Origin of the sequence: Citrobacter sp. FP75 (assembly GCF_018342065.1) — a bacterium.
Taxonomy (GTDB): domain Bacteria; phylum Pseudomonadota; class Gammaproteobacteria; order Enterobacterales; family Enterobacteriaceae; genus Citrobacter.
This window is the reverse complement of the sequence record NZ_JAFDOE010000003.1, coordinates 29,576-42,514: the sequence shown is the minus strand read 5'-3', so window position 1 is coordinate 42,514 and position 12,939 is coordinate 29,576. Positions and strand designations below refer to the sequence as shown.

At 54.6% G+C, this 12,939-nt stretch carries 8 protein-coding genes; 2 read left to right on the top strand and 6 right to left on the bottom strand.

The genetic code is table 11. The features are described from left to right. The first annotated feature begins 186 nt into the window (after window positions 1–186). Window positions 187–1,377, top strand: a complete 1,191-nt coding sequence (hmpA, locus tag JQ822_RS11560; protein WP_213133582.1) for an NO-inducible flavohemoprotein — start codon at window positions 187–189, stop codon at window positions 1,375–1,377. Between the two features lie 96 nt (window positions 1,378–1,473). Here hmpA and glnB read toward each other — a convergent pair whose 3' ends face one another. From glnB to purL, 5 genes are all read right to left on the bottom strand, one after another. Next, window positions 1,474–1,812, bottom strand: coding sequence for a nitrogen regulatory protein P-II (gene glnB / locus JQ822_RS11555; protein WP_002438074.1), 339 nt, complete (start codon window positions 1,810–1,812; stop codon window positions 1,474–1,476). Between the two features lie 60 nt (window positions 1,813–1,872). Continuing rightward, window positions 1,873–3,207, bottom strand: coding sequence for a two-component system response regulator GlrR (gene glrR, locus JQ822_RS11550; RefSeq protein ID WP_342344243.1), 1,335 nt, complete (start codon window positions 3,205–3,207; stop codon window positions 1,873–1,875). Next, a complete protein-coding gene (gene qseG / locus JQ822_RS11545) occupies window positions 3,207–3,950 on the bottom strand; it encodes a two-component system QseEF-associated lipoprotein QseG (RefSeq protein ID WP_213133580.1) in 744 nt (247 codons plus the stop codon). The genes glrR and qseG overlap by 1 nt, the downstream gene beginning before the upstream one ends. A gap of 22 nt (window positions 3,951–3,972) precedes the next feature. Beyond that, window positions 3,973–5,403: a two component system sensor histidine kinase QseE/GlrK gene (gene qseE / locus JQ822_RS11540; protein WP_213133579.1), complete on the bottom strand. Its 1,431-nt coding sequence runs from the start codon at window positions 5,401–5,403 to the stop codon at window positions 3,973–3,975. Between the two features lie 1,282 nt (window positions 5,404–6,685). Continuing rightward, entirely contained in the window at window positions 6,686–10,573 is a 3,888-nt protein-coding gene (gene purL, locus JQ822_RS11535; RefSeq protein ID WP_213133578.1) for a phosphoribosylformylglycinamidine synthase, read from the bottom strand. A gap of 268 nt (window positions 10,574–10,841) precedes the next feature. On the opposite strand from purL, the gene mltF reads away from it, so the two are divergent. Then, window positions 10,842–12,392: a membrane-bound lytic murein transglycosylase MltF gene (mltF, locus tag JQ822_RS11525; RefSeq protein ID WP_213133577.1), complete on the top strand. Its 1,551-nt coding sequence runs from the start codon at window positions 10,842–10,844 to the stop codon at window positions 12,390–12,392. An 8-nt stretch (window positions 12,393–12,400) separates the two neighbouring features. Here the strand turns inward: mltF and tadA are convergent, their stop codons facing one another. After that, window positions 12,401–12,937 (bottom strand): tRNA adenosine(34) deaminase TadA, encoded by a 537-nt coding sequence (tadA, locus tag JQ822_RS11520; RefSeq protein ID WP_213133576.1) that lies wholly within the window; start codon window positions 12,935–12,937, stop codon window positions 12,401–12,403. Window positions 12,938–12,939: the final 2 nt, after the last annotated feature.

Sequence of the window (12,939 nt, the reverse complement as noted above, 5' to 3'; positions counted from 1 at the left end):
ACACAAGGCTTTGGAGAATAAAGAGATGGCGAAATTCAACGGATTTCTTTTCAGGTTTGTGATGCAGATTTGTCACGTTGTAACCTTTACAACGCAAAGTTACAAAGAACCATTTACAATGCAGGGGTATTTTTTATAAGATGCATTTGATATACATCATTAAAGTCTCAGATAAAGGAAGACCGTATGCTTGACGCACAAACCATCGCTACAGTGAAAGCCACTATTCCCCTGCTGGTCGAAACAGGTCCGAAGCTGACCGCCCATTTCTACGATCGCATGTTTACGCATAACCCTGAACTCAAAGAAATTTTCAACATGAGTAACCAGCGTAATGGCGATCAGCGTGAAGCGTTGTTTAACGCCATCGCCGCTTACGCCAGTAATATCGAAAACCTGGCGGCGCTATTGCCTGCGGTCGAGAAAATTGCCCAGAAGCATACCAGCTTCCAGATTCAGCCCGAACAGTACAACATCGTGGGCGGTCACCTGCTGGCAACGCTGGACGAGATGTTCAGCCCGGGCCAGGAAGTTCTGGACGCATGGGGCAAAGCGTATGGCGTGCTGGCAAACGTCTTCATCAACCGTGAAGCGCAGATTTACAGCGAGAACGCCCAAAAAAATGGCGGCTGGGAAGGGACTCGTCCTTTCCGCATCGTGGCAAAAACACCGCAAAGTCTCGCGATCACCAGCTTTGAGTTCGAACCCGTCGATGGCGGCGCGGTGGCTGAATACCATCCAGGACAATACCTGGGCGTCTGGCTGAAACCGGAAGGTTTTCCGCATCAGGAAATTCGTCAGTACTCTCTGACCCGCAAACCGAACGGCAAAGGCTACCGTATTGCCGTTAAGCGTGAAGACGGCGGTCAGGTTTCAACCTGGCTGCACAACCACGCGAATGTCGGTGACATCGTTCACCTGGCCGCACCGGCGGGCGATTTCTTTATGGATGTCGCAACGGACACTCCAGTGTCACTGATTTCCGCAGGCGTGGGTCAGACGCCAATGCTGGCGATGCTGGATACGCTGGCGAAAGCCGGACACACGGCGCAGGTGAACTGGTTCCACGCGGCAGAAAACGGCGATGTGCATGCCTTTGCCGATGAAGTGAATGAATTGGGCAAAACGCTGCCGCGCTTTAGCGCGCATACCTGGTATCGTGAGCCAAACGAAGCCGATCGCGCGAAAGGTGTGTTTGACAGCGTTGGACTGATGGATCTGAACAAACTGGAAGGCGCAATCAGCGATCCGGCGATGCAGTTTTATCTGTGTGGTCCGGTTGGCTTTATGCAGTTTGCCGCGAAGCAGTTAGTTGATCTGGGCGTGAAGAACGAGAACATTCATTACGAATGTTTCGGCCCGCATAAAGTCCTGTAATGACGTTATGCCGGATGGCGCTGCGCTTATCAGGCCTACGGGATATTGTAGGCCGGATGAGGTGTTTACACCGCCATCCGGCAAACACGGCGCGGCTTAGATTGCCGCGTCGTCTTCTTCACCGGTACGAATACGCACCACGCGCGCAACGTCAAAGACAAAAATCTTGCCGTCGCCAATTTTACCCGTCTGGGCCGTGCGAATAATAGTATCGACACAGGTATCCACGATATCGTCGGTGACGACAATTTCAATTTTTACCTTCGGCAGAAAATCCACCATGTACTCCGCGCCACGGTACAGCTCAGTATGACCTTTCTGACGGCCAAAGCCTTTCACTTCCGTTACGGTCATACCGGTAATACCCACTTCTGCCAGCGCTTCGCGGACGTCGTCGAGCTTGAAGGGTTTAATAATCGCATCAATCTTTTTCATGCTATTCCTTGAAAAGGTCGCCTGTCTTTTGATCGGATAAACCTAACATAATCCGGAAAACTATTCTTTGAAATCGTTTGCATCCAGCTCGTGACGAGAGAGCAACTTGTAGAACTCCGTCCGGTTACGTCCCGCCATTCGCGCCGCATGGGTCACGTTGCCTTTGGTAATTTGCAGCAGCTTACGCAGGTAGTTAAGTTCAAACTGATTACGCGCTTCGACAAAAGTTGGCAGGGCGGTATTTTCCCCTTCCAGCGCCTGATCCACCAGCGCATCGCTGATCACGGGCGATGAGGTGAGCGCCACGCATTGTTCAATCACGTTGACCAGTTGACGCACGTTGCCCGGCCAACTGGCGGTCATTAAACGCTTCATGGCATCGGTCGAGAATGCGCGCACAAACGGTTTGTGCCGTTCCGCTGACTGACGCAACAGATGGTTAGCCAACAGGGGAATGTCTTCCGCACGTTCAGCCAGCGGCGGGATCTTCAGACTCACCACATTGAGGCGATAGTAGAGATCCTCGCGAAATTCCCCCCGCGCCATCGCTTTCGGTAAGTCACGGTGCGTCGCAGAAACAATCCGCACATCAATGTCGATATCACGGTTGCTGCCAAGAGGGCGGACTTTACGTTCCTGCAATACGCGCAGCAATTTAACCTGCAGCGGCGCAGGCATGTCGCCTATCTCATCAAGAAACAGCGTCCCGCCTTCGGCGGCCTGAAACAGCCCTTCACGATTGCTCACCGCACCGGTAAACGCACCACGCGCATGACCAAACAGCTCAGATTCAAGCAGCTGTTCCGGCAACGCGCCGCAGTTAATGGCAATAAAGGGTTTGCCGCTACGCGGACTGGCATTGTGGATGGCCTGAGCGAAAATTTCTTTCCCGGTGCCGCTTTGGCCGTTAATCAGCACGCTGACGTCCGATTGCGCCACCATCCGTGCCTGCTCTAACAGGCGCAGCATCAACGGGCTGCGGGTGACTATCGATTCACGCCAGCCGTCATCGGTAGCCGGAGCAGATTGTTCCAGCGCCCCGTCAATGGCGTTGTATAACGCGTCTTTATCGACCGGCTTAGTGAGAAAGCTGAAAACACCCTGCTGGGTCGCGGCCACGGCGTCAGGAATGGAACCATGCGCGGTGAGGATAATCACCGGCATACCCGGCTGCACCTTCTGGATTTCGCTAAACAACTGCATGCCGTCCATTTCATCCATGCGCAGATCGCTGATGACCAGATCCACCTTTTCACGGTTAAGCACCCGTAGCCCTTCCTGCCCGCTTTCCGCCGTCACAACGCTGTAGCCTTCGCTGGTTAAACGCATGCCGAGTAATTTCAACAATCCCGGATCGTCATCAACCAGCAGTAAATGCGCGGACTTACGGCTTATCATGGCGTTACCTCATTAGCAGACGGCGCAGAGCCATTCTCGTTATCAGGCGTGGTGAGTTTATCATTCCCGTGCTGTGCATCAGGATTGTAGCTACCAGCAGACTTACGCGTGGAAAGCTGGCGTTCGATATCCGTCAGATTTTCCAGTTTGCGGGTGGTGAGATCGAGCTGTGTCTGCAAATGCTGTTGCTGCTGGCGCAGCGTATCAAGATCGCTGTCTGACGCCTGCTGAAGTTTGCTGTAGCGCATACGTTCTTCAGCAAGCTGTAACTGCAGCGTTTGCCCGCTAAACCAGACCTGATAAAGCGGTCGAACCTGTGCCGGAATTTGCGGGCTTAGCGCATCGAGTCGCGTCACTGCGTCTCGTCTTTCCGGCGGCGTGATATTGGCGCTGGCAAGCAGGATCCCGCGCTTAAATGCCCCCTGCCAGGTGTCAGTCAGCAAGCTACTGGCTTCACTACGCGCCTGGACTGGCATCAGGCGGTCAGCGCAGTCCATGGCGCGCAACCAGTACAGAGGATTGGTGTCCGTAGACTGCCCCTGCAGTGACCAGATATCCGCGCAGTCGGTTGAAAGGTAATCCGCCAGTTGGTGGGGCGGAATTTTCTCCTGCGAAGGATCGCCGATAATGTGATCCACCGCGTTCGGTACACACCCAGCCAACGCCAGGCACGGCAAGCTCAGTAATAATACACGGCGGAAAAAATGTCGTTTAAGCATTCGGAAAACAACGTGTGGCATACTCACCAGACTTAGATTCATTTTAATGGTTTTTCGTTGCAGATAGCGGCAGCTCTATGCGGAAACAAACGCCTTGCGCATGATCGTCAACGAGATACAGTTCTCCCCGCATACGGCGAATGCAATCCCTGGCGATACTGAGTCCTAACCCGCTTCCTTTTACCGCCCCTTTTCGCTGATGACTTCCCTGGAAAAAAGGCTCGAAGATCATGGTCTTTTCTGCTGGCGGAATCGGTGTGCCGGTATTCATTACGTCAATGTACACCGTCGCGCCATGCAAACTGCTGCGGATACAAATGGTACCGGATTCAGCACCATAGTGCACCGCATTGGAATAAAGATTGTCCAGCACGCTCGTTAACAGCACCGGCTCTGCCAGGCAGGCGCTCTCCGCCAGCGTCACATCAGTATGTATCATTTTGGCGCGCGCGGGCAGACTATGTGCAGAAACCACGCTATCCACGAGCGGGGCGATTTCAACCCTTTCCAGCTCAATCGCGTCATCGGCCAGCTTGCGGTTGTAATCCAGCAGTTGTTCAATCAGTTTTTGCAGATTACGGCTGCTGTCATCCAGAATCCCGACAACCTCTTTTTGTTCCGGCGTCAGCGGTCCGACAACCTGGTCAGCCAGCAGTTCGGTTCCCTCGCGCATACTCGCCAGCGGCGTTTTGAGTTCGTGTGAAAGATGGCGTAAAAATTGATGTCGCTGATTTTCAAGCCACGAGAGGCGCTCACTCAGCCAGATAATCCGCTGCCCCACCGAACGCAGCTCTCGCGGGCCGGTAAACGAAACGGTATTGCCCAACGAACGCCCTTCCCCCAGACGGTTGATCATTCGTTCAATGGCTTTTACCGGGCCGATAATCATCCGCGTGAACAGCAGTACCATCGCCAGACTGACGAGAAACAGCACCAGCGCCTGCCAGCCAAAGAACTGGCCACGTTCCGCAATTTCTTGCTGTAGCTGCTGACCGCGCGAGAAGATCACGGTACGTGTGGCCTGCACCATTTCCGTATTGGCACTGGCAAAGGCCTCAAGACGTGCAGCCGCCACGCTGTCAGGGCCGCTGTTTTTACATTGCAATTGAGCGAGATCGTTCAGATCCTGACGCAGCGCCTGATAGAGTTTAACGTCAGGCAACACGCCCGCATGGGCATCCAGCATGTCGCTGTAGCGCTTACGCTGCCCCTGATAAACCCTGGCCAGCGTCGGGTCATCCAGCACGCAGTACTGCCGATAGCTGCGCTCCATCTCCAGCGCCGCGTTGGTCATCGCCTCGCTTCGCCGGGCGTCAACCAGCGTGGTACGGTTGGTCAGCGCCGCCTGGGCGCTCAGGGCATTCAGACTTTGCCATGCCTGCCAGGCCAGAACTAATAGAGGCAGCAGAATCAGCAAAAATGCCAGCGTAACCAACTGACGTAAAGACCGGGGGAAAACAGACCAGCGCTTCAAGGCGTTACTCTCAATGGATGGGAATAAGTTGATGCTAACTGAGGGGAACGCCAGATACAACAAAGCCGGGATTTACCCGGCTTTGTTATGGAATAAGGCGGTGCCTAACTCGACGTTTCGCCCGGAGATTGATATAGCAGTGCTAATATCAGAAGTTGGACGGCAGGCACCTTGTTGTGCGTCATTCGAAGTTTATGTAGCGCGTCCCGAAGGGGCTGACATAAGAAGGTGAATGAGCCACTGCGTAATATTATGCAGCAACCGTGCCAATATTCAAAACACTTTATTAACACAATGATAAATATGAGAAATATACTAATTTGAGCTACAAATGATTTTGGTTGATTTTTGCGCCTTATGTCGCCAATCAGCAACACCTGTAGCACTTAAAAACAAAACCATTATAAATCATTTAATTAAATGTCTCTTTTTGACGACATCACGATCCTGCCAATGTCGTGATTTCCCGACACTTAAATTTCGCCTGCGTTTCCCCCTCCCCACGTGGAGTAACGTCATTCAGTTAACGAAGATGAATGGTCATATCGATAACTTTTAATGAAACAGCCAGAGACAATGAATCTGTTACCTCCGGCGTATTGCTACGTTCACCTTATGTTTTTCACTTATCTGAAACGATACTCCCTGTGAACGTGTTAAGGGTACTATCGCCGTACCCTTAACAATCCCGGCTCCCGGCGGGAAAATTGCCACTTAGTGGTCCCCTCCGCTTATTCCTCCAGGCTACCGGGCCGGGCGCGAGGAAACGTCCCTGTAAAACGCGCCCTGAACCCGCATCCCTGCGGGTTCTCCCGGCCTTACGGAAACACGTCGGCAATTTTCAGCCGGACCAGCCCACACCTGACCACCTGCGCTTTTATTTGAATATATCTGAACAGCAAAACAGATTTACCTGGAAATCAGAGTTCGGAAGCGATGACTGTGGTCCGGCTGAAAATCGATGAGGCATTGACGGCTGACCGGGTCTGCCTGCAGGGATGCGGGCAGAGGGGACGGCCTGCAGGGATGCAGGCTCGGCCCCGACCCGACAGACAGACGGAATAAGACGAATACATCGCGCAGCGACGATTTTCCCGCCGGGAGCCTGGGATGCAAGGGAGGTGGCGGTGAACCTCCCTTGCACGTTCACGAGTATCAGTGCTTCAGAGAAATGATACCGCTAAGGTGAACGGAACCCTGTAGCGGAATCAAAAGTTCTCCATAATGCTTAACTGACAAGCATTACCTCACATGGAGGGGCTTGATACATCACGCAGTTACGTTAACCAAGTTGTTTACGCGCGTTACGGAAGATTCGCATCCACGGGCTGTCCTCGCCCCAGTTTTCCGGGTGCCAGGAGTTGCTCACGGTACGGAACACACGTTCCGGGTGCGGCATCATAATCGTCACGCGTCCATTCTCGCTGGTCACCGCGGTGATCCCGTTCGGCGAACCGTTCGGGTTAGCCGGATAGGTTTCGGTGACCTTACCGAAGTTGTCGACGAAACGCAGCGCCACCAGACCTTTGCTTTCAAGCTGAGCCAGATGCGCGCCGTCACGCACTTCTACATGGCCCTCGCCGTGAGAAACGGCGATTGGCATACGTGAGCCTTCCATACCTTGCAGCAGCAAAGATGGACTGCTGGCGACTTCCACCAGGCTAAAGCGCGCTTCAAAACGGTCTGAGTGATTACGCACAAAGCGTGGCCACAGGTCGCTGCCCGGGATCAGTTCACGCAGGTTAGACATCATCTGACAACCGTTACACACCCCGAGCGCCAGCGTCTGCGGGCGATGGAAGAAGGTTTCAAACTCATCGCGCACGCGATTGTTGAACAGAATGGATTTCGCCCAACCTTCTCCGGCACCCAGTACGTCGCCGTAAGAGAAGCCGCCACAGGCCACCAGCGCCTGGAAATTCCCCAGACCGATGCGTCCACCCAGCAGATCGCTCATGTGAACGTCGATGGCGTCAAAGCCCGCACGGTGGAAAGCCGCCGCCATCTCAACGTGGGAGTTAACGCCCTGCTCACGCAGCACGGCCACTTTTGGACGCGCACCGGTCGCGATGTACGGGGCAGCAACGTCTTCGTTGATATCAAAAGACAGTTTTACGTTAAGTCCCGGATCGGCATCGTTGGCTTTAGCGTCGTGTTCCTGATCGGCACATTCCGGGTTGTCGCGCAGGCGCTGCATCTGCCAGGTGGTTTCTGCCCACCACATACGCAACGTCGAACGGCTTTCGCTAAACACGGTCTGTCCGTTGGCAGCAATCACAAAGCGATCGCTGACTTCAGCCTGGCCGACATAGTGAACGCAGTCACCAAGGCCATGCTGTGCCAGAATCGCCTCCACGGCTTCACGATCCGCCGCGCGAACCTGAATCACTGCGCCCAATTCTTCGTTAAACAGCGCCGCCAGGCAGTCATCACCGAGCGTGCTGATATCTGCCTGAATACCGCAGTGGCCGGTAAAGGCCATTTCTGCCAGCGTCACCAGCAGACCGCCGTCAGAACGGTCGTGGTAGGCCAGCAGCTTACGCGCGGCAACCAGCGCCTGCATAGCATCGTAGAAGCCTTTCAACTGCGCAACGTTGCGTACATCCGCCGGTTTGTCGCCCAGTTGACGGTAAACCTGCGCCAGTGCAGTCGCACCCAGCGCGTTGTGACCACGTCCCAGATCAATCAGCAACAGGGCGTTGTCTTCGGTTGAGAGCTGCGGGGTAATGGTGTGACGAACATCTTCCACGCGGGCAAACGCGGTGATCACCAGCGACAGCGGCGAAGTCATTTCGCGCTGTTCGTTACCTTCCTGCCAGCGGGTTTTCATCGACATGGAGTCTTTACCCACCGGAATGGTCAGGCCAAGCGCCGGGCACAGTTCTTCCCCTACCGCTTTGACCGCTTCGTACAGTCCGGCGTCTTCGCCAGGGTGACCCGCCGCCGCCATCCAGTTTGCCGACAGCTTGATGCGTTTGATATCGCCAATCTGCGTTGCCGCAATGTTGGTCAGCGCCTCACCTACCGCCAGACGAGCAGAAGCAGAGAAATCCAGCAGCGCGACCGGCGCACGTTCGCCGATCGACATCGCTTCGCCGTAATAGCTATCAAGGCTTGCGGTAGTGACCGCGCAGTTGGCTACCGGGATCTGCCACGGCCCCACCATCTGGTCACGCGCCACCATACCGGTCACGGTACGGTCGCCAATCGTCACGAGGAATGTTTTTTCTGCGACGGCAGGCAGGTGCAGCACGCGGTTGACCGCATCGGCCAGCGTAATCTGCTCACGCGCAAGCTGCTCGCCTTTCGCCTTCAGCGTTTGCACATCGCGGGTCATTTTTGGCGTTTTGCCCAGCAGCACGTCGAGCGGTAAATCAATCGGCTGATTATCGAAATGACGGTCATTCATCGAAAGATGCTGCTCTTCGGTGGCCTCACCGATCACCGCATACGGCGCGCGCTCGCGCTTACACAGTTCGTCAAACAACGGCAACTGGTCAGCGGCAACCGCCAGAACGTAGCGCTCCTGGGATTCGTTACACCAGATCTCCAGCGGGCTCATGCCAGGCTCATCGCTTAAGATATCGCGCAGCTCAAACTTACCGCCGCGCCCGCCGTCACTAACCAGCTCCGGCATCGCATTAGATAAACCGCCCGCACCCACGTCGTGGATAAACAGAATCGGGTTCGCGTCACCCATCTGCCAGCAGCGGTCGATAACTTCCTGGCAGCGACGTTCCATTTCCGGGTTGTCGCGCTGTACGGAAGCGAAATCCAGATCGGCGTCGGACTGGCCGGACGTCATTGAAGAAGCCGCCCCGCCGCCAAGCCCGATATTCATCGCCGGACCACCGAGGACAATCAGCTTCGCACCGACGACGATCTCGCCTTTCTGCACGTGATCGGCGCGGATGTTGCCGATCCCACCGGCCAGCATGACAGGTTTGTGATAGCCGCGCAGCTCTTCGCCGTTGTGGCTGTTCACTTTCTCTTCATAGGTACGGAAGTAGCCGGTCAACGCCGGGCGACCAAATTCGTTGTTAAACGCCGCGCCGCCCAGCGGGCCTTCGGTCATGATATCCAGTGCGGTAACGATACGATCCGGCTTGCCGAAATCTTCTTCCCACGGCTGTTCAAAACCCGGAATACGCAGGTTAGACACAGAGAAACCCACCAGCCCGGCTTTCGGCTTCGCGCCGCGCCCGGTTGCGCCCTCATCGCGGATTTCACCGCCGGAACCGGTTGCCGCGCCCGGCCACGGAGAGATAGCGGTCGGGTGGTTATGGGTTTCAACCTTCATCAGGATATGCGCAGGCTCCTGATGGAAATCGTAGCGACCGGTTTTGTGGTCGGCAAAGTAGCGGCCCACTTCAGAGCCTTCCATTACCGCCGCGTTGTCTTTATACGCAGACAGAACGTGATCCGGCGTGGTTTCGAAGGTATTTTTAATCATCTTGAACAGCGACTTCGGCTGCGGTTTACCGTCGATAACCCAGTCGGCGTTAAAAATCTTATGGCGGCAGTGCTCAGAGTTAGCCTGCGCAAACATGTACAGTTCGATGTCGTTCGGGTTGCGCCCCAGTTTGATAAACGCATCCTGTAAATAGTCGATTTCATCGTCTGCCAGCGCAAGACCCAAACGCAGGTTAGCGTCGATCAGCGCCTGGCGGCCTGCGCCCAGCAGATCAACGCTGGAAACCGGTGCCGGCTGGTGGCGAACAAACAGCGCTTGTGCATCATCCAGCGCAGAGAAAACCGTTTCCATCATGCGGTCGTGCAGCATGGCAGCCACTTCCTGCCACTGTTCAGCGCTCAGCGTGGAGGCTTCAACATACCAGGCGACGCCACGTTCCAGACGGTTAATCTGCTGCAAGCCGCAGTTGTGGGCAATGTCAGTCGCTTTAGAAGACCAGGGGGAGATGGTGCCCGGGCGAGGTGTAACCAGCAGCAGTTTGCCCTCAGGGACATGGCTGCTGAGACTCGGACCGTATTTCAACAGGCGTGCAAGTTGCGCATGCTCATCCTCGTTTAACGGGGCATTCAGGTCAGCAAAATGGACATACTCGGCGTAAATAGTGTGGACCTGAAGATTGGCAGCCTGAAAACGCGCCAGCAGTTTGTTAATACGGAATGCAGACAGTGCAGGCGAACCACGCAGAATTTCCATCATAAGTCTCTCGTCTTCGAAGCGCCTGAGGCGCTTATAAGTGTGCGCAAGGGGGGAAACGGGCGTCATTATAAAGAATCTACCGCGCAGACGAAACCGTTTGCGTCGAAATAAAATCACGTCCTCCTGTTATCATCTAATGCGACTGTCATTCTGAATGAGTTGCCAACTGACGTAAGTTTAAGCAAAATGCCGCTCATTAATGATGAATTCACTTCTTAACCCCGACCATAGCAGGCTGAAAAAACGCACGGTTCAGAGAATTAACTAATTGAAAAAATTAAAGATTAATTATCTGTTTATCGGCATATTGACGTTGCTGCTGGCAGCGGCCCTGTGGCCATCTATTCCCTGGTTCGGTAAAGCCGACAATCGTATCGCCGCCATTCAATCGCGGGGAGAGCTGCGCGTCAGTACCATTGACTCCCCCTTGACGTATTCCACCCTTACCGGGAAACGGTTCGGGCTGGATTATGAGCTGGCCCAACAGTTCGCCAGCTATTTAGGCGTGACGTTAAAAGTCACCGTACGCCAGAACATTAGTCAGCTTTTTGACGACCTGGATAACGGTAACGCTGACCTGTTAGCCGCAGGTCTGGTGTATAACAGCGAACGCGTTAAAAATTACCAGCCTGGCCCAACCTACTACTCTGTTTCACAACAGCTGGTGTATCGGGTCGGGCAATATCGTCCGCGAACCCTGGCCAGCGTGAACGATAAACAGCTGACCATCGCCCCCGGACACGTGGTGGTAAATGATCTGCAACACCTGAAAGAGACAAAATTTCCTGAACTGAGCTGGAAAGTCGATGACAAAAAGGGCACCACGGAACTGCTCGATGACGTCATCAATGGCAATCTGGACTACACCATTGCCGATTCGGTCGCCATCAGCCTGTACCAACGCGTACATCCGGAGCTGGCCGTGGCGCTGGATGTCTCCGACGAACAGCCCGTCACCTGGTTTAGTCGTCTGGATGACGACAATACGCTTTCTGCCGCACTGCTGGATTTCTTTAACACCATCAATGAAGACGGAACACTTGCGCGGCTGGAAGAAAAATATCTCGGGCATGGCAATGATTTTGACTACGTCGATACCCGCACTTTCTTACGTGCGGTCGACAGCGTATTGCCGGACCTCAAGCCGCTGTTTGAGAAATATGCGCAGGAGATAGACTGGCGACTGCTGGCGGCAATCTCTTATCAGGAATCACACTGGGATGCGCAAGCAACATCCCCGACCGGCGTACGCGGTCTGATGATGCTGACCAAAAATACCGCCCAGAGCCTCGGGCTGACTGACCGAACCGACGCCGAGCAGAGCATCAGCGGCGGCGCTCGCTATCTGCAGGATATGATGAGTAAAGTCCCGGATACCGTCCCCGAGGGAGAACGGATCTGGTTTGCGCTTGCCGCCTATAACATGGGATATGCGCATATGCTGGATGCCCGCGCGCTAACGGTGAAAACCAAAGGCAACCCGGACAGTTGGGCCGACGTCAAACAGCGCCTGCCGCTGCTCAGCCAAAAACCCTGGTACAAAAAGCTGACCTATGGCTATGCGCGGGGTCACGAAGCCTATGCCTATGTAGAGAATATCCGTAAGTATCAGATAAGCCTGGTGGGATACCTGCAGGAGAAAGAAAAGCAGGCGGTAGAATCGCAACAGTTGGCGCAGGATTATCCGGCGGTGACGCCCGCAGAACTGTTAGGTAAAGAGAAATTCCCGCTCTCTGCGTTTCTCTCTCAAACCTCATCGAACTATTTGTTGCACTCCCCTTCTCTGCTGTTTTCCACGCAGAAGAAGGAGGAGAAATAGTGGCGCGTTCAATCCGTTGCGGATTTCTTCAACGCTTTAATTTCCTGACGACGCATGCGGAAGAAATCACTGAGCATCGTGGCGCATTCATCACGCAATATGCCTTCCGTAACCTCGACCCGGTGATTCATTCCCGGATGATGCAACACATCCAATAACGAACCCGCCGCACCCGTTTTCGCATCGCGCGCGCCAAACACCACCCGACCAATGCGGCTGTGTACCATCGCACCAGCGCACATCACGCAAGGCTCCAGGGTGACGTACAGCGTGGCATCCAGTAAACGGTAGTTTTGCCGTACCAGTCCGCCCTGACGCAGCGCCATGATTTCAGCATGGGCCGTTGGGTCATGGTGACCAATCGACCGGTTCCAGCCCTCACCAATGACGCGGTTGTTATGCACCAATACCGCACCAACCGGGACTTCACGCTCATCCCAGGCGCGCTTAGCCAACGTTAAAGCATGACGCATCCAGTATTCGTGGCTAAATTCAACATCAGACAATGGCAGAACTCCAGTAATCAAAGCGGGCGCATTATACACAG

Coding starts and splice junctions, on each gene's coding strand:
- hmpA (WP_213133582.1), top strand. CDS start 187: ATGCTTGACGCACAAACCATCGCTACAGTGAAAGCCACTATTCCCCTG.
- qseG (WP_213133580.1), bottom strand. CDS start 3,950: ATGCCACACGTTGTTTTCCGAATGCTTAAACGACATTTTTTCCGCCGT.
- glnB (WP_002438074.1), bottom strand. CDS start 1,812: ATGAAAAAGATTGATGCGATTATTAAACCCTTCAAGCTCGACGACGTC.
- purL (WP_213133578.1), bottom strand. CDS start 10,573: ATGATGGAAATTCTGCGTGGTTCGCCTGCACTGTCTGCATTCCGTATT.